The sequence below is a fragment of the Streptomyces sp. NPDC003943 genome (assembly GCF_053605265.1).
The window spans coordinates 12,645-32,669 of record NZ_JBSGIW010000036.1 but is presented as its reverse complement, the minus strand read 5'-3'; the positions used below and the strand labels follow the sequence as shown (position 1 = coordinate 32,669).

Annotated in this window: 22 protein-coding genes and 1 tRNA gene; 11 read left to right on the top strand and 12 right to left on the bottom strand. The window is 73.2% G+C overall.

The features are described from left to right. Complete coding sequence (locus ACWEV0_RS17145; protein WP_453150102.1) at positions 1–1,344, top strand: 6-phospho-beta-glucosidase; 1,344 nt, start codon at positions 1–3, stop codon at positions 1,342–1,344. Positions 1,345–1,402: 58 nt separating this feature from the next. Next, positions 1,403–3,328, top strand: a complete 1,926-nt coding sequence (locus tag ACWEV0_RS17140) for a M64 family metallopeptidase (RefSeq protein WP_453150101.1) — start codon at positions 1,403–1,405, stop codon at positions 3,326–3,328. 61 nt (positions 3,329–3,389) lie between these two features. On the opposite strand, the gene ACWEV0_RS17135 is transcribed toward ACWEV0_RS17140, so the two are convergent. The 3 genes from ACWEV0_RS17135 to ACWEV0_RS17125 all read right to left on the bottom strand — a co-directional run bounded on the left by ACWEV0_RS17135 (position 3,390) and on the right by ACWEV0_RS17125 (position 5,367). Next, the gene (locus ACWEV0_RS17135; RefSeq protein ID WP_453150100.1) at positions 3,390–4,193 is read right to left on the bottom strand and encodes an SAM-dependent methyltransferase; all 804 of its coding nucleotides are present in this window, start codon (positions 4,191–4,193) and stop codon (positions 3,390–3,392) included. Positions 4,194–4,266: 73 nt separating this feature from the next. Beyond that, positions 4,267–4,503 (bottom strand): DUF397 domain-containing protein, encoded by a 237-nt coding sequence (locus ACWEV0_RS17130; protein WP_399726047.1) that lies wholly within the window; start codon positions 4,501–4,503, stop codon positions 4,267–4,269. Next, entirely contained in the window at positions 4,504–5,367 is an 864-nt protein-coding gene (locus ACWEV0_RS17125; RefSeq protein WP_453150099.1) for a helix-turn-helix domain-containing protein, read from the bottom strand. Between the two features lie 258 nt (positions 5,368–5,625). On the opposite strand from ACWEV0_RS17125, the gene ACWEV0_RS17120 reads away from it, so the two are divergent. From ACWEV0_RS17120 to ACWEV0_RS17105, 4 genes are read left to right on the top strand one after another with little or no spacing between them, the layout of a single operon-like run. Next, positions 5,626–6,063, top strand: coding sequence for an ATP-binding protein (locus ACWEV0_RS17120; RefSeq protein WP_453150098.1), 438 nt, complete (start codon positions 5,626–5,628; stop codon positions 6,061–6,063). After that, entirely contained in the window at positions 6,057–6,530 is a 474-nt protein-coding gene (locus ACWEV0_RS17115; protein ID WP_453150097.1) for a hypothetical protein, read from the top strand. Before ACWEV0_RS17120 ends, ACWEV0_RS17115 begins: the two co-directional genes overlap by 7 nt. Before the next feature lie 35 nt (positions 6,531–6,565). Continuing rightward, on the top strand, positions 6,566–7,276 hold the full coding sequence (locus tag ACWEV0_RS17110; protein ID WP_453150096.1) for a class I SAM-dependent methyltransferase: 711 nt from the start codon (positions 6,566–6,568) through the stop codon (positions 7,274–7,276). Positions 7,277–7,321: 45 nt separating this feature from the next. Continuing rightward, complete coding sequence (locus tag ACWEV0_RS17105; RefSeq protein ID WP_453150095.1) at positions 7,322–7,681, top strand: hypothetical protein; 360 nt, start codon at positions 7,322–7,324, stop codon at positions 7,679–7,681. Between the two features lie 53 nt (positions 7,682–7,734). Here the strand turns inward: ACWEV0_RS17105 and ACWEV0_RS17100 are convergent. The 4 genes from ACWEV0_RS17100 to ACWEV0_RS17085 all read right to left on the bottom strand — a co-directional run bounded on the left by ACWEV0_RS17100 (position 7,735) and on the right by ACWEV0_RS17085 (position 10,493). Continuing rightward, positions 7,735–7,822, bottom strand: a tRNA-Leu gene (locus ACWEV0_RS17100). A gap of 194 nt (positions 7,823–8,016) precedes the next feature. After that, on the bottom strand, positions 8,017–8,661 hold the full coding sequence (locus ACWEV0_RS17095) for a class F sortase (RefSeq protein WP_453150094.1): 645 nt from the start codon (positions 8,659–8,661) through the stop codon (positions 8,017–8,019). Positions 8,662–8,749: 88 nt separating this feature from the next. Continuing rightward, on the bottom strand, positions 8,750–9,394 hold the full coding sequence (locus ACWEV0_RS17090; RefSeq protein WP_453150093.1) for a hypothetical protein: 645 nt from the start codon (positions 9,392–9,394) through the stop codon (positions 8,750–8,752). Between the two features lie 154 nt (positions 9,395–9,548). After that, positions 9,549–10,493 carry a beta-ketoacyl-ACP synthase III gene (locus ACWEV0_RS17085; RefSeq protein ID WP_453150092.1) on the bottom strand — a complete coding sequence of 315 codons (945 nt, stop codon included), beginning with the start codon at positions 10,491–10,493 and terminating at the stop codon, positions 9,549–9,551. A gap of 193 nt (positions 10,494–10,686) precedes the next feature. On the opposite strand from ACWEV0_RS17085, the gene fdhD reads away from it, so the two are divergent. Further along, a complete protein-coding gene (fdhD, locus tag ACWEV0_RS17080) occupies positions 10,687–11,532 on the top strand; it encodes a formate dehydrogenase accessory sulfurtransferase FdhD (RefSeq protein ID WP_453150091.1) in 846 nt (281 codons plus the stop codon). A 6-nt stretch (positions 11,533–11,538) separates the two neighbouring features. On the opposite strand, the gene ACWEV0_RS17075 is transcribed toward fdhD, so the two are convergent. The 3 genes from ACWEV0_RS17075 to ACWEV0_RS17065 all read right to left on the bottom strand — a co-directional run bounded on the left by ACWEV0_RS17075 (position 11,539) and on the right by ACWEV0_RS17065 (position 13,061). Continuing rightward, positions 11,539–11,922 (bottom strand): (2Fe-2S) ferredoxin domain-containing protein, encoded by a 384-nt coding sequence (locus ACWEV0_RS17075; protein ID WP_453150090.1) that lies wholly within the window; start codon positions 11,920–11,922, stop codon positions 11,539–11,541. Next, positions 11,919–12,464, bottom strand: coding sequence for an isochorismatase family protein (locus ACWEV0_RS17070; RefSeq protein ID WP_453150089.1), 546 nt, complete (start codon positions 12,462–12,464; stop codon positions 11,919–11,921). Before ACWEV0_RS17070 ends, ACWEV0_RS17075 begins: the two co-directional genes overlap by 4 nt. A 108-nt stretch (positions 12,465–12,572) precedes the next feature. Then, positions 12,573–13,061 (bottom strand): MarR family winged helix-turn-helix transcriptional regulator, encoded by a 489-nt coding sequence (locus ACWEV0_RS17065; RefSeq protein WP_453150088.1) that lies wholly within the window; start codon positions 13,059–13,061, stop codon positions 12,573–12,575. Between the two features lie 120 nt (positions 13,062–13,181). On the opposite strand from ACWEV0_RS17065, the gene ACWEV0_RS17060 reads away from it, so the two are divergent. Continuing rightward, on the top strand, positions 13,182–14,111 hold the full coding sequence (locus ACWEV0_RS17060) for a quinone oxidoreductase family protein (RefSeq protein WP_453150087.1): 930 nt from the start codon (positions 13,182–13,184) through the stop codon (positions 14,109–14,111). Positions 14,112–14,138: 27 nt separating this feature from the next. Here the strand turns inward: ACWEV0_RS17060 and ACWEV0_RS17055 are convergent, their stop codons facing one another. Further along, the gene (locus ACWEV0_RS17055) at positions 14,139–14,708 is read right to left on the bottom strand and encodes a GNAT family N-acetyltransferase (protein ID WP_453150086.1); all 570 of its coding nucleotides are present in this window, start codon (positions 14,706–14,708) and stop codon (positions 14,139–14,141) included. Between the two features lie 9 nt (positions 14,709–14,717). Beyond that, positions 14,718–15,845 (bottom strand): bile acid:sodium symporter family protein, encoded by a 1,128-nt coding sequence (locus tag ACWEV0_RS17050; protein WP_453150085.1) that lies wholly within the window; start codon positions 15,843–15,845, stop codon positions 14,718–14,720. A gap of 103 nt (positions 15,846–15,948) precedes the next feature. Here ACWEV0_RS17050 and ACWEV0_RS17045 point away from each other — a divergent pair, with 103 nt between their 5' ends. The 3 genes from ACWEV0_RS17045 to ACWEV0_RS17035 all read left to right on the top strand — a co-directional run bounded on the left by ACWEV0_RS17045 (position 15,949) and on the right by ACWEV0_RS17035 (position 20,010). Further along, positions 15,949–16,845, top strand: coding sequence for a LysR substrate-binding domain-containing protein (locus tag ACWEV0_RS17045; protein ID WP_453150084.1), 897 nt, complete (start codon positions 15,949–15,951; stop codon positions 16,843–16,845). Between the two features lie 387 nt (positions 16,846–17,232). After that, positions 17,233–19,062: an AMP-dependent synthetase/ligase gene (locus tag ACWEV0_RS17040; RefSeq protein WP_453150083.1), complete on the top strand. Its 1,830-nt coding sequence runs from the start codon at positions 17,233–17,235 to the stop codon at positions 19,060–19,062. Positions 19,063–19,215: 153 nt separating this feature from the next. Then, positions 19,216–20,010 (top strand): aldo/keto reductase, encoded by a 795-nt coding sequence (locus ACWEV0_RS17035; RefSeq protein ID WP_453150138.1) that lies wholly within the window; start codon positions 19,216–19,218, stop codon positions 20,008–20,010. Positions 20,011–20,025: the final 15 nt, after the last annotated feature.

Below are 20,025 nucleotides of genomic sequence, written 5' to 3'. Positions count from 1 at the left end.
ATGAAACTGACGATTCTCGGAGGCGGCGGATTCCGGGTGCCGCTCGTGTACGGCGCCCTGCTAGGCGACCACGCCGAGGGGCGGGTCACCCATGTCACCCTGTTCGACCTGGACTCCGGGCGCCTGTCGGCGATCGCCCGGGTGCTCGCCGAGCAGGCCCGAGGGGTCCCGGACGCGCCGGTGGTGAGCGCGACGACGGATCTGGACGAGGCGCTGCGCGGCGCGGACTTCGTGTTCTCGGCGATCCGGGTGGGCGGGCTCGCGGGCCGCGCCACGGACGAGCGGATCGCGCTGGCCGAGGGCGTGCTGGGCCAGGAGACGGTCGGCGCCGGCGGCATCGCGTACGGACTGCGGACGCTGCCGGTCGTGACGCACATCGCGCGGCGGATCGCCGAACTCGCCCCGGACGCCTGGGTCATCAACTTCACCAACCCCGCCGGCATGGTCACGGAGGCCATGTCGCGGATCCTCGCCGACCGGGTGGTCGGCATCTGCGACTCGCCGGTGGGGCTCGGCCGCCGGGTGGCGCGGGTGCTGGGCGCCGACCCGCGCGAGGCGTGGATCGACTACGTGGGCCTCAACCACCTCGGCTGGCTGCGGGGGTTGAAGGTCGGCGGACATGACATACTGCCGCGGCTCTTCGAGGACGAGCGGCTGCTCGGCTCGTTCGAGGAGGGGAAGCTCTTCGGGACGGAGTGGCTGCGCTCGCTCGGCGCGATCCCCAACGAGTACCTGCACTACTACTACTTCAACCGCGAGGCGGTCCGCGCCTACCGGGAGGCGGAGAAGACCCGGGGCGCCTATCTCCTGGACCAGCAGGCCGGTTTCTACGAGGAGATGGAGAAGCCGGACACCGCGGCCCTCTCCGCCTGGCAGCGCACGCTCGCCGACCGGGAGGCGACCTACATGGCGCACAACCGTGAGGCGGCCGGGGTCGGCGACCGGGCCGAGGAGGACCTGGAGTCGGGCGGCTACGAGAAGGTGGCGCTCGCCCTGATGCGGGCCATCGCGCGCAACGAGCGGGCCACGCTGATCCTCAACGTCCGTAACCGGCACACCCTTTCGGTGCTCGACGCGGACGCCGTCATCGAGGTGCCGTGCTTCGTCGACGCGGCCGGTGCCCACCCGGTGTCGGTGGACCCGCTGCCGTACCACGCGGTGGGTCTGGTGACGGCGGTCAAGGCGGTGGAGCGCGAGGTGCTCGCGGCGGCGGAGAGCGGTTCGCGGGCGACGGCGGTGAAGGCCTTCGCGCTGCATCCGCTCGTCGACTCGGTGGCGGTGGCCCGCAAGCTCGTCGACGGCTACACCGCCGAGCACGAGGGCCTGGCCTATCTGCGTCGCTGAGATGGACGACTGACGAACATCTTTACGACACCGGGGGCGCGGCCTAGGCTCGCGCCCCATGACTCACCGGCGACGCGCGCACGTTCGAAGCGGAGTGGCCCGGCTGGCCGCGGGCTGTCTGCTGGCCGCGGGACTCGTGACCACGGGGACCGCGGCCGTCGGCACTCCGGCCCGCGCCGAGGCCGGCGGGGCCACCGTCGTGCCCGTCCAGACCACGGGGCCGGCGGAGAAGCGGTTCAACCTGGTGCTGCTCGGCGACGGATACACGGCCGCGGAGCTGCCGAAGTTCCGGGCGGACGTGGAGCGGCATCTGAGCATGCTGTGGAGCGTCGAGCCGTTCGCGTCCTACCGCTCGTACATCAACGTGTGGGCGGTGGAGGTGCCGTCGAAGGACTCGGGCGTGGACTGCGACCCGGGGCTCGGCGCACCGGCCCGGGACACCGCGCTCGACATGGGGTTCTGGGGCGGCTGCAATCCGGGCAGCGTGCAGCGGCTGCTCACGGTCGACAGCGGCAAGGCCGCCGGGTACGCCGACCTGGTGCCCGGCACCGGCCGCGCCAACCGGCAGATCGTCGCGCTCGCCAACAGCTCCACCTACGGTGGCGCGGGCGGGAGTTACGCGACCGCGTCCGGCGGCAACGCCCTGTCGGCGCTGATCACCCCGCACGAGATCGGCCATTCGCTGGGCGGTCTCCAGGACGAGTACGACTACTACGGCCGCGGGACCCCCGGCGGCACGTACGAGGGCGGCGAGCCGTCCTCCGTCCACCACACGCTCCTGACGGAGAAGCAGATGCGCGAGCGGCGGGCCAAGTGGTGGCGCTGGCTGGGCGAGCGGAGCGAGTCCGGTGGGATCATCGGCCGCTACGAGGGCGGTCTCTACACCACCAGGGGCGTCTGGCGGCCCAGCCGGCACTCCATGATGAAGACCCTGGGCTACGCCTTCGACCAGGTGGAGCGCGAGGTCATGGTGCGGGCGATCTCGGCCAAGGTGGACCTGGTCCAGGACCACACCCCGAACACGGCGCCGATCGGGGCCGACCGCACGGTGTGGGTGGACACGCTGCATCCGCTGGGCGGCGAACTCGCCGTGGAGTGGCGCCTCGACGGGCGCGTGCTGCGCACCGGCGGCGCCCGCACGGTCGACCTCCGCCGTCTGGACCTGCGCGCCCCGGACCCCGGGGACCCGGCCCCGGGGCGTACGCACACGCTGACGGCGACCGTCACCGACCCGACCCCGTTCGTCCGCGACCCCGCCGTACGCGCCTCGGCGGCCCTGACCCGTACCGTGACCTGGACCGTGGACCCGACGCTGACCACGCCCGAAACACCCGCCGTCCGACCGGAGTTCACCGGGCAAACGGCGACCGCCGTCCCGGTCGGCGCCCGGTCCGTGGTCCACGCCGACACCACCCACCCGGTACGCCGGACCATCGCCGTGCGCTGGAACGTCGACGGGCGCACGGTGCCGAACCCGGGCAACGACCGTGATCTGGACCTGGGTTCGCTGCACCTATCCCCCGGGTCGCACACCCTGACCGCCCGGATCCCGGGCACGGAGCAGGAGTTGGGGTGGACGGTGGACGCGACTCCGGCACCGGTCTCGTACGAGCTGTCGCAGCCGCTGCGGACGGTGCGCCGGCCGGGCGGGCCCGTCGAGTACGTCTACGACGGCGCGTTCACGATGCGGCTCACCGCACGGGACGACCGGAAGGGCGCCGTGGTGAGCCAGTTCCGGGTGGACGGCGACGGCTGGTACACGTACTACGGCTGGCCCACGGACGCGACGGCGCCGTTCCTCTTCTCGCCCTCGGGCACGGTGATCGACGACCTCGTCTACGGCAAGCTGGGCCGCAGCCGGGCGGTGCCGTGGGACGACGCGACGCCCGACTACGGCACCCACACGGTCGAGTACCGCACGGTGGACGCGGCGGGGAACGTCGGCCCGGCGCACGGCTTCCTGGTGACGCTGGAAAGGCCGTAGGCACGCCGAAGGGGCCCCGCCGGCGCAACGGCGGGGCCCCTTCGGCGTACGGGGAACGGGCTCAGCGCTTGCGGCCGACCGCCGCCCAGCCCGGGATCGGGTCGTCGCCCTGGACCGGGACGGGCTCGCCCAGCTCCGGGTGCCATTCGGCGGTGAGCGAGACGCCCGGCTCGACCAGGTCGAGGCCGTCGAAGAACGCGGCCAGCTCGTCCCGGGAGCGGGGCCGCAGGGTCAGGCCCCGCGCCTTGTACATGGCGGCCGCCTTCGCCGCGCCCTCGGGGTCGAAGTCCCCGGTGACGTGCGAGAGGACCAGGTAGCTGCCCGGGGCGAGCTTGTCGACGAGCTTGGCGACCAGTTCCTCCGCCCCGTCCTCGTCGCCGATGAAGTGCAGCAGCGCGAGCATCGACAGGGCGATGGGCTGGTCGAAGTCAAGGACCTTTCCGGCCCTTTCAAGGATGAGCTCCGGGTCGCGGGCGTCCGCCTGGATGTACTCGGTGGCCCCTTCGGGGGTCGAGCGCAGCAGCGCGGCCGCGTGCGCGAGCACGATCGGGTCGTTGTCGCAGTAGACGATCCGGGCCTCCGGCGCGGCCTGCTGCGCGATCTGGTGCAGGTTGGGCTCGGTCGGGATGCCGGTGCCGACGTCCAGGTACTGGCGGACGCCGTTGGCGCTGAGCCAGCGGATGGCGCGGTGCATGAAGGCCCGGTTGACGCGGGCCATGTCCCGGCCGCGGGCGTCGACGGTGAGGAGCTGGCGGGCCATCTCCTCGTCGACGGGGTAGTTGTCCTTGCCGCCCAGGAACCAGTCGTACATCCGCGCGGGATGCGGCTTGCTGGTGTCGATGTGCACGGGGTCCTGGGGGGTCATCGGCTCTCCTCGGCGGGTCGAACGTGGCGCTTGCTGCAAGTGTTACGCGATGTGAGAGGCGGGACGGAAGGGTTCAGGTGAGCAGGAAGTCAGCCTGACCGGATTTCGCCCCCTGGATGAACGCGGCGATCTCTCCGTGGGTGTAGATGAGCGCGGGTCCCTCGGGGTCTGCGGACTGTCGCACGGCGACCCGGCCGTCGGCCAGCTTCATGGCCTCGACGCAGTTGCCCCCGTTCCCGCCGCTCCACGGCTTGTGCCAGCCCTCGGCACCGAGCTCAGCGGCGGGCATGCCGTTGTATATGCGATTCATTCACAGCTCCTTGCGGAGATTCCGGAGAATCTCCTTCGTGCGTTGTGCAGTCGCGGCCTGGGCCGCCATCCGGTCCATGACCTCCAGGTGGGAGGCCACCTCGGGGCGCCCGTCGAGATAGACGGCGCCGGTCAGGTACTCGCTGTAGACCATGTCCGGGAGTTCGGGCATGGCGAACCGGAAGAGGACGAACGGTCCGTAGGTGCCGGGGTGGTGGCCGGACGCGAACTCCGCGATCTGCAGGGTGACGTTCGGCAGCTCCGACGCTTCGAGCAGCCGGTCGAGCTGAGCGCGCATCACTTCGGGCCCGTCGCCGACCGGTCGGCGGAAGACCGTCTCGTCCATGATCACCCAGAACTTGGGCGCGTCCTCCCTGGTCAGCAGGGACTGGCGCTCCATGCGGAGGGCTACATGGCGTTCGATCTCCTCGGCATCGCTGCCGCCGACGGCCCCGCTGCGCAGAATGGCGCGGGCGTAGTCCGCGGTCTGCAGCAGACCGGGGACGAACTGGGGTTCATAGGCCCGGATGAGGCTCGCGGCCCCTTCCAGGCTGACGTACATCGAGAACCAGCCGGGCAGCACGTCGTGGAACCGCTGCCACCAGCCGGGGAGGTTGGCCTCCTCCGCGAGGGCGACGAAGCCCTCGGCCTCGGAGTCCGGGATGCCGTACGCCTTCAGCAGCAGCTGTACGTACGGGATCTTCAGCGCGACCTCGGCCGTCTCCATGCGCCGGATCGTGGCCGGAGCCACCCGCAGGATCTTCGCGGCCTCTTCCCGCTTGAGGCCGGCCCGCTCGCGCAGATCCTGCAGCCGCTTGCCGAGGACGACCTGTCCCACCGTGGGGGCGGACCGCGGCTCGCTCACTCTGAAGACCTCCCGGACGCGCTGATTTCGAGGAGAGTGTGCCACGACCCCGCCAGAGAGAACACAGCACTCTGCAATTTTCAGAGTGCCACTTGCCAAGTGTCGGAGTCGGGAGCACAGTATTCCGGTGAACCAGTACGCATGCCGACGTGCGATTCGCCGCCTCGGCATGTGTACGGCACTCCTGCCCACAGTTGTGAGGATCCGGTCGTGGCTTCTGGTAACGCGCACGCTTCAGGTCTCATGAGCCCTCGCGTCATGAACCAGCGCACACGGCCCCGGATCCCGCACGTCGACGAACGCCGCTTCGCCTTCGAGTTGCCCGCGCGCACCGAGTCGGTCGCCCGGTCCCGGCGGCTCGCCGAGGAACGGCTCATCCTGTGGGGCTGCGGCGCGGACATACGCGACACCGTCGCGCTCGTCGTCTCCGAACTCGTCACCAACGCCGTCGTGCACACCGCGAGCAGCCGCGTCGTGTGCGAACTGCGCGAGGGCGAGGACCGGTTGCGGATATCCGTGCGCGACGAGGGCGGCCCCGCCGGGCCGCGGATGCGCGACTGCGGCGAGGAGGAGCGCGGCCGCGGGCTCATCCTGGTCGACGCGCTGTGCAGCGCGTGGGGCGCGGACCGCACCGGCCACGGCACGGCGCAGGTCGTCTGGGCGGAGCTCGCGCACGGCATGGGAGAGCCGTGCTGAGGTCCATGGCGGCGCTGCTGCTCCCGCGCGCCCGCAGGAGCCCCGGTCCCGAGCACGGCTCCGGGTCCGGGTCCGGCAGCCCCCTCTCCCTCGCGCCCGTCGGCGAGACCCGGCTGCGCGTCCCCGTCGACCTCCCGGCCACGCTGGGCTGCGACGCCGTCGGCGTCCCCGCCCGCTACGGCTTCCGCATCCTGTCCCGGCTGCCCGCCAAAGGCTGCGTCTACGCGGACAGCGACTGGTGGTGGTGGCTGGTCCCGGGCGGCTCCGACGCCGACCTGACCTGGCCGCTGCCCTCCTGTTACGCCCCCGGCGCCGGCATCCCCGACCGCGGGCCGCGGCTGATCCACCACCCCGACGGCGGCTCTCCCTACACCCCGCCCATCCCGCTCTATCTGCTGATCTGCCAGCTGACGGGGATCGCGCCGTCGTGGAGCGTGCCGCCGCCGCAGGTGCGCAGCGCGCTCTGAGCACGGAGGCTCCCGCAAGCCGTAGGGTCAGGCCCATGTTCTCCCCCGAGGGACCCACGCTCCGCGAGCTGACCCGTCAGGCGCTGTCCTCGGTCGAGCACGGCTACGACCTGCTCGCGGCCAAGTTCGACGCCACTCCGTTCCGCACCTCGGACCGGCTGCTCTCCGCGGTCGCCGAGACGCTGGAGCCCCTCGGGCCCTTCGGCTCGGGCCTCGACGTCTGCTGCGGCACGGGCGCCGGGTTCGCGGTGCTGCGCTCGTTGTGCACGGGCCGGATCGCCGGAGTCGACTTCAGCTCCGGCATGCTCGCCGAGGCCCGCCGCGCCCACCCCGCCGCGACCCTCGTCCGCGCCGACGCGCTGGCCCTGCCCTTCGCCCCGGTCTTCGACCTCGCGGTCAGCTTCGGCGCCTTCGGCCATTTCCGCCCCGCCGAGCAGCGCGCCCTCTTCGCCCAGGTCCACGCCTCCCTGCGCCCCGGCGGCACCTTCGCCTTCCCCCTCCCGGCTCCGCCGCGCGTGGGCTCGGCCCCGTACTGGACGCTCTGGGGCTTCGACGCGGCGATGCGCCTGCGCAACGCCGTGTGGCGGCCCCCGTTCGTCATGTACTACCGCACCTTCCGCCTCGCCGACGTGCGCGCCCGCCTGGAGGACGCGGGCTTCGGCGTGGAGCTGCTGCCGGTCGGTCCGCTGGGAAGCCGGGACGACGGGAGCCCGCGGTGCCGGCTGGTGGTGGCACGCAAGCCCTGAGGCAAGGGGATGGACGGGCGGGCGGGCGTCCATGAGGATGCTCGCGTGACGCCATCCGATACGAGATCCGCCCGGCGCCGACCCGTCGTCCGGCTGGTGCTGGCCCTCGTGCTCCTGCTGCCGCCGGTCTTCGTGCTCTGGTCGTCCGCCCAAGAGGCGCTCGCGCACCCCAGCTCCGACTGGATGGTGAACCACCGGACCAGGCAGTCGTTCGAACGGGCGGCGCTGACCGTCGCCGGGCTGCCACTGGCCGGCGCCGCCTGCGGGTGGATCCGGGCGCGGCTGAAGGGGCGGAGCTCCCGGCTGCCGGCGGCGACCGGGCTGCTGACCGGCGTGCTCGCCCTGTGGGGTCTCGGGATCGTCGGCTTCTACCTCGCCCTCAGCCGGATGCACATCCCGTGGTGATCCCGGAGTGGGAAACGCGGAAGGCCCCTGACTTTCGTCAGGGGCCTTCCGGCTGGTGTCCGAGGGGGGACTTGAACCCCCACGCCCGATAAAGGGCACTAGCACCTCAAGCTAGCGCGTCTGCCATTCCGCCACCCGGACCGGGTGTTTGCCGTCCCGGGGTGTTCCCCGCGGCGACATGGATAACTCTACCAGGGGTTCGAGGTGGCTTTCACCAGCGTTTTCCGTGGTCAGTGGGGTGAGGCCGCCTTGTTGTCCTTGATCCAGTCCCGGTCGTCCCGCCAGGCGTACGGCGTGTGGCCGTCCGAGTACGCGTGGTGGAGGCCGCGACGGCGCTAGGCGAGCACCGAGGTCAGCCGGGCCGAGACGACCACGTTGCCCGTGTAGCCGCCGTCCTCCGCGTACGGGCCGCCGCAGGTGATCAGGCGCAGTTCGGGGCTGCCCGTGGAGCCGTAGACCCGCTTGGCGGGGAAGCCCTCCTTGGGGACGACCTCGATGCCGTACACCGTGAAGACCGCCGTCCGCCCGTCGGCGCGCGCGACCTCCACGCGCTGTCCGCGGGCGAGCGCGCCGAGGTCGTAGAAGACGGCACGGCCGCCGGGGGTGTCGACGTGGCCGACGACGACCGCGGTGCCGCGTTCGCCGGGGGTGACGGCGCCGGTGAACCAGCCGGCGAGACTGCGGTCGTACGGGGACGGGGCCTCGATCCAGCCGTCGGCGTCCAGGCCCACCCGGACCACGGGTGCGTCGACGCGGAGGGCCGGCACCCTGACCCGTACGGGGCGGGACGCGGGCAACGGCCCGGGGGCGGCCGGCGCGGCGGCCGGGGCGTGGCCCGGCGCGGCGGCGGCCGGCGGCTGCGGGGGCGCGTCGGCGTGCCACTCCCCCGCGCCGCCGCGGACGAGGTGGACGCCCACCAGGAGGACGACGGCGACGACGCCCCACGCGCCGCGCCGCCCCGGCCCGTTCGTCCCCTGCACGTGCGTCCCGCCCTCTCCTCGTGAACGGCGCTCCTCCGCCCGGTCCTCGTCACACCGGGGCGGAGGAGCTGTCTGGTCGGCGCGTCGCCTAGGCCCCGCTGTTCTCGCGGCGGCGCATGAGGACCACCGCGGCGCCGAGCGCGCCGACGATGAGCACGCCGCCGGTGACCATCTCGGTGGTGCCGACGCCGGCGGCGCCGAAGCCGGCCTTCACACCCTTGTGGGCGCCCGTCTCGTGAGCGCCGGTCTCATGGGTGCCGGTCTCATGGGTGCCGGTGCGGCCGCCGTCCTGGTGGCCGTCGGCGGCGATGGTGAGGGTGGTGGTGCCGCGCTCGCCCTTGCAGTCGAAGGTGATCTCGTACTGGGCGCCGGCCTTGGCGTCGAAGTCGACGGTGGCGGTGCCCTCGTGCCCCTCGTTGAGGGTGACCGTGTCGAAGACCCCGGAGGTGACGGTGACCGTGGGCACCTCGCAGCCGTCGGACTTGAGCGTGACGGTGCCGCCGGGGGCGACGGTCTGGGGCGTGACGGAGAAGCCGAAGGAGGTGATGTCGTGCCCCGAGCCGCCGTCGTTCAGCGGAAAGCCGCCGTCGTTCTGCGGGAGGCCGCCGCCGGGCCCGCCCACCGGGCCGAGGCCGGGACCGCCGTCCTCCGCCAGGGCGGCGGGCGCCGCCAGGGCGACGAGGACCACGGGGGCGAGCAGGGCTGCGGCAGCGGCGGCACGTATCGCGCGCATGGCGGTCCTCCAGATCACGCGAGGGCGGGCGCGGAGCGTTTCCGCAGAGGGGCCGGGACACGACCCTCGCCGCGATCGAAGCTAGGCGCGCCCGGGTCGCCCCGCCACCGCTCTCCGCCGAACGGGGCACGGCGCGCCGGAGGACCCGCGGTGCCTACGGAACGCGGACGACCTGCCCCGCGTAGGAGAGGTTGCCGCCGAAGCCGAAGAGGAGGACCGGGCCGCCGGAGGGGAGTTCGCCGCGCTCGACCAGCTTGGCCAGGGCGAGCGGCACGGAGGCGGCGGAGGTGTTGCCGGACTCGACGACGTCGCGGGCCACGACCGCGTTGACCGCGCCGATCTTCGCGGCGAGCGGCTCGACGATCCGCAGGTTGGCCTGGTGGAGCACGACGCCGGCCAGCTCCTCGGGCGCGATGCCGGAGCGCTCGCAGACCTGGCGGGCGAGGGCGGGGAGCCGGTGGGTGGCCCAGCGGTAGACGGCCTGGCCTTCCTGGGCGAAGCGCGGCGGGGTGCCCTCGATGCGCACGGCGTGGCCCATCTCGGGGACCGAGCCCCACAGGACGGGGCCGATCGCGCCGGTGTCGGTCTCCGTGGCCTCGACGATCGCCGCGCCGGCGCCGTCGCCGGTGAGCACACAGGTGGTGCGGTCGGTCCAGTCGGTGACCTCGGTCATCTTGTCGGCGCCGATGACGAGGGCGCGGCGGGCGGCGCCGGCGCGGACCGCGTGGTCGGCGGTGGCGAGGGCGTGGGTGAAGCCGGCGCAGACCACGTTGAGGTCCATGGTCGCGGGCGAGGCCATGCCGAGGCGGGCGGCGACGCGGGCGGCGGTGTTCGGCGAGCGGTCGATCGCGGTGGAGGTGGCGACGAGCACCAGGTCGATGTCGGCGGCGCCGAGCCCGGCGGCGGCGAGGGCCTTGCCGGCGGCGTGCGCGGCGAGCTCGTCGACGGGCTCCTCGGGCCCGGCGACGTGCCGGGTGCGGATGCCGACCCGGCTGGTGATCCACTCGTCGCTGGTGTCGACGAGGGCGGCCAGGTCTTCGTTGGTGAGTACCTTCGCGGGCTGGTAGTGCCCGAGCGCGGCGATTCGTGTGCCCGTCATGCCCGGGGCCCCCTTGCTGGTTCGTTTCTTCGTTCCCCACCGGCTGACGCCTGGCAGGACCACCCAGTCTTGCCAGCGACTGATGGGTAACAGGTGACGTAAACCACCAAGATTCGCCCGGACTGCCTGTCCGACCGTGACAAGAGGAGAATGGGCCGGTCAGACCATCGGCGAGAGAAACGGGTGCGGTCACATGGGACGGGTCACCGAGCGACGGCGTGTCGTGCGCATCCGCGGCGGGGCGGTGAGCTCCCGGCCGGACACGCTGGTGGCGGAGGAGCCGCTGGAGATCCGGCTGAACGGCAGGCCGATCGCCATCACCATGCGCACGCCCGGCGACGACTTCGCGCTCGCGGCCGGGTTCCTGGTGAGCGAGGGTGTGCTCGCGGCGGCCTCGGACGTGCGGAACATCGTGTACTGCGCGGGCGCGAAGGACGACGGCACGAACACGTACAACGTGGTGGACGTGAAGCTGGCGCCGGAGGTCGTCGTCCCCGACATCACGCTGGAGCGGAACGTCTACACGACGTCCTCCTGCGGCCTGTGCGGCAAGGCGAGCCTGGACGCGGTGCGCACGACGGCCCGCTTCCCGATCGCCGACACTCCCCCGCTGCGGCTGACGCCCGGGCTGCTCGCCGCGCTGCCGGACCGGCTGCGGGCGGCGCAGCGGGTGTTCGACCGGACCGGCGGACTGCACGCGGCGGCGCTGTTCTCGGAGGACGGCGAACTGCTCGACGTACGCGAGGACGTGGGCCGGCACAACGCCGTCGACAAGCTGGTCGGACGGGCGCTGCGGGAGGGGCTGCTGCCGCTGGAGCGGGCGGTGCTGCTCGTGTCGGGGCGGGCCTCGTTCGAGCTGGCGCAGAAGGCGGTGATGGCGGGCGTTCCGGTGCTCGCCGCGGTGTCGGCGCCGTCCTCGCTGGCGGTGGACCTGGCGGCGGAGACGGGTCTGACGCTGGTCGGTTTCCTGCGCGGGCACGACATGAACGTATACGCGGGCGAGCACCGGATCGATCTGGAGTCCGGCGACGCCGGCTAGACACCCCTAGTTCTTGGGCGGGTCGATCATCTGGAGTTCGAGGGTGGCCGGGGGCGGGGCGATGCCCGGGCCGCCGGCCTCGGTCCAGGCGAGGACGTCGTCGAGGCAGTCGGCGTCGGCGCTCCAGCCTATCCAGGCGGCCCGGCCGCCCCTGCGCCGTCCTTCGGTGGACGGCTGCACGACGAGGACGTTGGCCTGGGCACAGGGTCCGAGGCAGTCGCTGGTACGGACGATCAGCCGGCCACTGGAGGCCGCGGCGGCGGCGCGGAGCCTGGCCAGCTGACCGTCGTGGTCCTGACCGGGGTTCTTGCTGGCGTCGCCGCAGCAGCAGCCGCGGCAGACGACCAGGGAGCAGGGGCGGGCCCCGTACCGTATCGGCACCCGGGTCACGCGGCGCCGTCCGGAGCGTCGTCCGGGGTGCCGCCCAGGGTGATCGCGTCGGCGGTGGTGACGGTGCCGAGGCGCGGGAAGTCGAGCTGGACGGACGCCTGGTGCTCGTCGGCGGTGAGGGCCGTCATGGCGTCCTCCGCGAAGACCAGGTCGTAACCGTGGTCGGCGGCGGCGCGGGCGGTGGACTCGACGCCGAGGTTGGTGGCGATGCCGCCGAACACGACGGTCGAGGCCCCGTGCTTCTGGAGCAGCTCGTGGAGTCCGGTGCCCTGGAAGCCGCCGATGGTGCGCTTGACGACGACGTCGTCGCCGTCGCGGAGGAGCTCGGCGACGAGGTCGCTGCCGGGCGGCTGGGTGTCGACGCCCGGCCGTTCGACCCGGATGTGGACGACGGGCGCGCCGGCGGCGCGGAAGGTGCCGGCGAGCCGGCCGGCGGCGGCGAGGACGTCGGTGCCGGGGCGGGGGGCGAGGGGCAGCGCGACGATGCGTTCCATCAGGTCGACGAGGACGAGCGCGGTGCGGCCGGGATCGAGTGAGGGCATGGGAGCACCGTATCGGCCCGGATGATCATCGCGGTCGGGGCGGGGATGTGATCCCGCCAACGGAGTCGGCGCCGGGGGCGGGGTCAGGGTGGGGTGCCGGGGTCGGCGTCAGGGCTTGGTGCCGGGGTCGGCTTCGGGGTCCTTGCCCGCTTCTTCCGGCTCGAAGGCGATACGGCGGAGCAGCGCGAGGAAGTGGGTGCGCTCGTCGGCCGCGAGCGGGGCGAGGAGTTCCTCGTTGGCACGGGCGGCGAGGCGCCGGCAGCGGTCGAGGAGGACGAGGCCGTCGGGGGTGACGGTGATGGCGTTCTTGCGCCGGTCGTTGGGGTCGGGGGCGCGGCTGACCAGCTCGTCGGCCTGGAGGTCGTTGAGGATGCCGACCATGTCCTTGGGGTCGATGGCGAGGCTGCGGCCGAGGGCGGCCTGGGCGATCGGACCGCGTTCGGCGACGGCGGCGAGCACGGCGTGGTGCCACATGCGCAGACCCTCGTCGGCGAGTGCGGCGGCGACCAGGCCGCGGCCGCGGGCGGCGGCGCGGCCGAGCAGCCAGCTGGGGAGGTCGGCGATGGCGCGGGGGGCGGGAGGGGTGTCGGCGGCCATGGCCGGAAGTCTACGCCGGATCGGACACAACCATTGGACCCTCCAACGATCCATGCCCTAGAGTAGCGATCGTTGGGAGCCCCAATGAATCCATGTCTCGTCTCGTCCGGAGGTGTCGCCGTGCGGCGTGTCGTTCATTCCGTCAACGCTGGTCCCGAGGTCCTGTCCGTCGAGGAGGCGCCCGCCCCTCGGCCCGGCAGCGGTGAACTCCTCGTCCGGGTCGAGGCGATCGGGGTGAGCCTGGCCGGCGTGCGCCGGGTCCGCGCCGGCGGCGAGCCCCAGCCGCTCGGCGGCGAGGTGGCCGGCACGATCGAGGAGCTCGGTCCGGACACCGCCGGGTCCGGCTTCGCCGTCGGCGACCGGATCACCGGCATCTGCTTCGGCCACGGCTACGCGGACCTCGCCCTCGTCCACACCGCGATGGCCTCCCGCGTCCCGACCGGGGCGAGCGCCGTCGACGCCGTCTCCCTGGTGCGCAGCGGCCTCGTCGCCCGTGGCGCCCTGGACGCGGCCCGCATCGCGCCCGGCGAGTCCGTCCTCGTCACCGCCGCGGCCAGCGGCGTCGGCCAGCTCGCCGTCCCGCTCGCCCGGCTGCTCGGCGCGGGCCGGGTCGTCGCGGCGGCCGGCTCGCCGGAGAAGGCCGCGTTCCTGCGCGGACTCGGCGCCGACGAGGTCGTCGACTACGAGCAGGAGTCCTGGGACGAGCCGGTGGACGTCGTCCTCGACGCCGTCGGCGGCGACCTCCTCCCGCGCGCCGTCGCCGCGCTCGCGCCGGGCGGCCGGCTCGTCGCGTACAGCTCGGGCGGCGGCACGGTCCAGGCGTACGACCTGCTCGCCGGCGCCAAGTCGGTCATCGGCTTCCAGATGGCCCACCTGGTCCGCAGCCGCCCGGCGGACTACGCCGCCTGGCGCGACGAACTGTGGGCGCTGCGCGCCGCCGGACGCCTGAAGCCCGCCGTCCACGCGACGGTGCCGCTGGAACGGGCGGCGGAGGCGCACGCGATCATCGAGCGCCGCGAGAACAGGGGCAAGGTCGTCCTGGTGCCGTGACGGCGCGCGCCGGGGGTTCGGGCGCGCTCATGCCCCGTACGCCCGCACATGCACATGCCCGTCCAGGGGATACGCGGGCGGGGACGCGGGCAGGACCGCGCTCAGCTCGTATCCGCTCTTCTGCGCCACGCGGCAGGAGGCCGTGTTGTCCACCTGGTGCAGGAGCTCCAGGCGGGCCAGTCCGTCATCGGCGAAGGTCGCGAAGGCCCAGTCGGTCAGGGCCCGCAAAGCCCGGGGCGCCACGCCCCGGCCGCGCGCGTGGGCGGCGGTCCAGTAGCCGACCGTCGCCGACGAGGCGCCGGGGGCGACGCCGCTGAGGACCGCGTGCCCCACCACACGTGCCGCCCCGTCCGGTCCCTGCGGTTCCAGGACGGCGAAGGCGAAGCGGTCGCCCGCCGCCCAGCCCCGCCGCTGCTCGCGAACCCAGTCGGCGGCCCCGGCCTCGTCGTCCACGGCCATGCTCGTCCAGCGCCGCAGGTCCGCGTCCCGGCCCAGCTCGACGAGGCCGGCGGCGTCCGCCTGTTCCCAGGGACGCAGGGAGAGAGCGGGGGACGAGGGCAGGGCGTCCGTCTTCAGGAATGCGGTGATCTTGTCCATCGGGCGAGCCTACGCAGCCGACGTCGCCCCCGCCGCCCGTTCGCCCGCGACCGGCCCCGCCGGCGCCTGCACCGTCTCCTCTGTCTCCTCCGTCTCCTTCACCGTCTCCTTGGCCGTCTCGTCCGTCGCCGTCGCCTCCGTCGCCTCGGGGTCGCGCGCCCGGCGCCGCGCGATCACCGCGCAGACCATCAGCTGCATCTGGTGGAAGAGCATCAGCGGGAGCACGGCCAGCGAGGCCTGGGGGCCGAAGAGGATGCTGGCCATGGGGAGTCCGGCGCCCAGGCTCTTCTTGGAGCCGGCGAACTGGATGGCGATCCGGTCCCCGCGGCCGAAGCCGAGGCGACGGGCGCCGTACCAGGTCAGGGCCAGCATCACGGCGAGCAGCACCGCCTCGGCGACGAGCAGCAGCCCGAGCCGGGCCGGGGTCACCAGGTGCCAGACGCCGCGGGTCATGCCCTCGCTGAAGGCGGTGTAGACGACGAGCAGGATCGACCCCCGGTCGACGTGACCGAGGGCCTTCTTGTGCCGCGTGACGAATCCCCCCACCCAGCGCCGGGTGAACTGCCCGGCCAGGAACGGCGCGAGCAGCTGGAGCACGATCTTCAGCATCGAGTCGGCCGAGAAGCCGCCCGCGCCGTGCCCGAGGAGCAGGCCGGCGAGCAGCGGCGTCAGGACGATGCCGGCCAGGGAGGAGAAGGAGCCGGCGCAGATCGCGGCGGGCACGTTGCCACGGGCGATCGAGGTGAAGGCGATCGAGGACTGGATGGTCGACGGCACCAGGCAGAGGAAGAGGAAGCCGTTGTAGAGGTCCGGGGTCAGGACCGTCGGCACCAGGCCGCGCGCCGCGAGCCCGAGCACCGGGAAGAGCAGGAAGGTGCAGGCCAGGACGGTGACGTGGAGCCGCCAGTGCCTCAGGCCGTCGAGCGCCTCGCGGGTCGAGAGCCGCACCCCGTAGAGGTAGAAGAGCAGCGCGACCGCGCCCGACGAGGCGCCGCTCGCGACCGTCGCCGCCGTCCCGGAGGCCGGCAGGAGCGCCGCGACACCGACCGTGGCGAGCAGCGCCAGGATGTACGGGTCGACCGGCAGCCAGGACGGCAGCAGGGACCGGCGCGGGCGGGCGGACGTACGGGAGCTCATGCGCCCATCGTGGTGGACCGCCGGGCGATCGGGAATCCCGTACAGCGCACTGACTGTCATCACGAACTGCGATAACAGCCTTCTCCGGCGTTATCGTCGGGGTGTGTACGAGCCGACCCAGCTGCGCACCTTCCTGGCGGTCGCCCAGACCCTGAGCTTCACGCAGGCCGCCCGGCGGCTCGGCCTGCGCCAGTCGACCGTCAGCCAGCACGTGCGGCGCCTGGAGGAGGCGACCGGCCGGCCCCTCTTCGTCCGCGACACGCACGGAGTGGAGCTGACCGAGGACGGCGAGGCGATGCTCGGCTTCGCCCGCTCGATCCTGGAGGCGCACGAGCGGGCGGCGGCCTTCTTCACCGGGACGCGGCTGCGCGGCCGGCTGCGGTTCGGCGCGTCGGAGGACTTCGTGGCGACCCGGCTGCCGGAGATCCTGGAGGGCTTCCGGCGCGAGCACCCCGAGGTCGACCTGGAGCTGACGGTCGAGCTGTCGGGCACGCTCCAGGCCCGGCTCGAAGCGGGCCGGCTCGACCTCATCCTGGCCAAGCGGCGCGGCGACCAGCCGGAGCTGGGCGGCGAGGAGCTGGTCTGGCAGGACACGCTGGTGTGGATCGGCGCGCCCCGGCTGCGGCTCGACCCGGACCGCCCGGTGCCGCTGATCGTCTTCCCGCCGCCCGGCATCAGCCGGGCCCGCGCCTTCGAGGCGTTGCAGGCGCAGGGCCGGCCGTGGCGGATCGCGTGTACGAGCACGAGCCTGAGCGCCAACGTGGCGGCGGCCCGGGCCGGGCTCGGCGTGATGGCCCACACCCGGGGCCTGATGCCGCCCGGCCTGGTCGAACTGCCGGCCCGGGCGGGCCTGCCCGAGCTCGGCGCCGTCGACTTCGTGCTGCGCAAGGGACGGCGGCGCGGGACGACCCAGGACGCGGCGGACGCGCTGGCCGCGGCGATCCTGGCGGGCGGCGACCGCCTCCAGCGCCCGCGCGGCGGACCTCGGCACGACGCGTAGGCGCGCCGAGCCCCCGGCGACTGCGGGCCCCTGTTCCCGGGGCGCCCCCGTCGGCCTGCCCGCGCCGCCCCAGCCCGCGTGCCCGCGCCGTCCCCGCCCGGGTACCCGCGCCGCCCCCGTCGGCCTCCTCGTGCCGTCCCCGCCCGCGTCCGCGTCGTCCCCGTGATCAGCCCGTACAGATTCCGTGGAGATTCCCTCCCACCAGGGCTTACCGGCGGTCACACAACGGGCCCCGGGAGCCCCTCTCTTGCCCGATCTTCCCGCCCTGACCTGCCGAGACGCGGATTGTCGCGGCTTGGTGAAGCCCCTCCCGCCCGGCCGCGGCGTGGGGTAGGTTCACCCGCGCCGTACGGAGCGCGAGATCGAGCGGGGCGAGGGAGCAGGCCAGTGCGCGAGTTCACCGTGCCGCCCGTCGAGGCGGCGCCTCAGGTCGGCGGTCTTGCGGACGTGGTGTTCGACCGCGCCGAGCTCGAGCCGGATCGGGCCGTGCTCGGACGCAAGGACGCCGAGGGGCAGTGGCGGGACGTGACGGCGGCCGGGTTCCGCGACGAGGTCCTGGCGCTGGCGAAGGGGCTGATCGCGCAGGGAGTGCGGTTCGGCGACCGGGTCGCGATCATGTCGCGCACCCGCTACGAGTGGACGCTGTTCGACTTCGCACTGTGGACTCTCGGCGCCCAGCCGGTGCCGGTCTACCCGACGTCGTCCGCCGACCAGGTGCTGTGGATGCTGCACGACGCCGAGGTCACGGCCTGCGTGGTGGAGCACGAGGACCACGCCATGACGATCGGTTCGGTGATCGACCGCCTGCCCCGGCTGCAGCGGCTGTGGCAGCTGGACTCGGGCGACGGCGCGGTGGCGGAGCTGACCGCGGCGGGCGCGGACATCGACGAGGACGTGGTGCACCGGCACCGGCGGGCGGTGACGCCCGAGTCGGTGGCGACGATCATCTACACCTCGGGGACCACGGGCCGCCCCAAGGGCTGTGTGATCACGCACGCGAACCTGATGTTCGAGTGCGACATGGTGATCGGCCGCTGGGAGCCGGTCTTCCGCTCCAAGCCGGGCGACGAGGCGTCCACGCTGCTGTTCCTGCCGCTCGCCCACGTCTTCGGGCGGATGGTGGAGGTGGCGGCGATCCGGGGCGGGGTGAAGCTGGGGCACCAGCCGGTGCTCGCCGCGGCCGCGCTGCTGCCGGACCTGCAGGCGTTCCGCCCGAGCTTCGTGCTCGCCGTGCCGTACATCTTCGAGAAGGTCTTCCACGCCGCCCGCCGCAAGGCCGAGGGCGAGGGCAAGCGGGGTCCGTTCGACAAGGCCGTGGACGTGGCGGTGCGCTACGCGGAGGCGATGGAGCACAAGGCCTTCGGGATCGGCCCGGGGCCGTCGGCCGGGCTGCGGATGCAGCACCAGTTCTTCGAGAAGACCGTGTACGTGAAGGTGCGCGAGGCGCTCGGCGGCCGGGTGCGGCACGCGATGTCGGGCGGCTCGGGGATGGACCGGCGGCTCGGTCTGTTCTTCGAGGGCGCGGGCGTCACGATCTACGAGGGGTACGGCCTGACCGAGTCGTCGGCGGCGGCGACGGCGAACCCGCCGGAGCGCACCAAGTACGGGACCGTCGGGCAGCCCGTGCCGGGCACGACCGTGCACATCGCGGAGGACGGCGAGGTGTGGCTGCACGGCGGCCACGTCTTCTCCAACTACCTGAACAACGCCCAGGCCACCCAGGCCGTCCTGAACGACGGCTGGCTGGCGACCGGCGACCTGGGCGTGCTCGACGAGGACGGATATCTGACGATCACCGGGCGGAAGAAGGAGATCCTGGTGACCTCGGGCGGCAAGAGCGTCTCGCCGGCCGGCCTGGAGGAACGGGTGCGCGCGCATCCGCTGGTGGCGCAGTGCATCGTGGTCGGCAACGACCGTCCCTACGTGGCCGCGCTGGTGACGCTCGATCAGGAGGCCGTGGACCACTGGCTGTCGATGCAGAACCGGCCGCCGCTGCCGGCGGCGGACCTGGTGCACGACGCGGCCCTGGAGACGGAGATCCGGCGGGCGGTGGTGGCGGCGAACACCCGGGTGTCGCAGGCGGAGTCGATCCGCACCTTCCGGATCCTGGCGCATCCGTTCAGCGAGGAGCACGGGCTGCTCACGCCCTCCCTGAAGCTGAAGCGGAAGGCGATCGAGCAGGCGTACGCGGCGGAGGTCGAGGCGCTGTACCGCTGATCCGTCCCCTTCGTCGCCGCTGCGGAATGCGATCACCCCGTTGATCGTTGACGCTGGCAGGAGTACCCCTGACCACCCCGACGACGTAAGGATCCGCTTCTCGTGAGCACGGACAACAAGGTGCCCTTCCTCAAGCTCAACAACGGCGTGGAGATGCCGCAGCTCGGCTTCGGCGTGTGGCAGGTCGCGGACGACGAGGCCGAGCGGGCCGTCGCCACGGCCCTGGAGGCCGGCTACCGCTCCATCGACACGGCAGCGGCGTACGAGAACGAGACGGGCACCGGCAAGGCGCTGGCCGCCTCGGGGCTGCCCCGGGAGGAGCTGTTCGTCACCACCAAGCTGTGGAACGACCAGCACGGCTACGACTCGGCACTGCGCTCCTTCGACGCCTCCCTCGCCCGGCTCGGCCTCGAGTACGTGGACCTGTACCTGATCCACTGGCCGGTGCCGGCGAAGGACGCGTACGTCGACACGTACAAGGCGTTCGAGAGGATCCTGGCCGACGGCCGGGCCAAGACCATCGGCGTGTCGAACTTCCTGCCCGAGCACCTGGAGCGGCTGATCGGCGAGACCGAGGTCGTGCCCGCCGTCAACCAGATCGAGCTGCACCCGCAGCTCCAGCAGGCCGAGTCCCGAGCGGTGCACGCCCGGCTGGGCATCGCGACCGAGGCGTGGTCGCCGCTCGGCCAGGGCCGGGGCCTGCTGGAGGTGCCGGCGATCGTGGCGATCGCGCAGAAGCACGACCGCACCCCGGCGCAGGTGGTGCTGCGCTGGCACCTCCAGACCGGGAACGTGGTGATCCCGAAGTCGGTGACGCCGTCCCGGATCCGGGAGAACATCGACGTCTTCGACTTCGAGCTCGACGCCGAGGACCTGGCCGGGATCGCCGCGCTCGACGAGGGCCGCCGCCTCGGCCCGAACCCGGCCGAGTTCAACAGGGGTGCCTGAGCGGGCGCCTGAGCG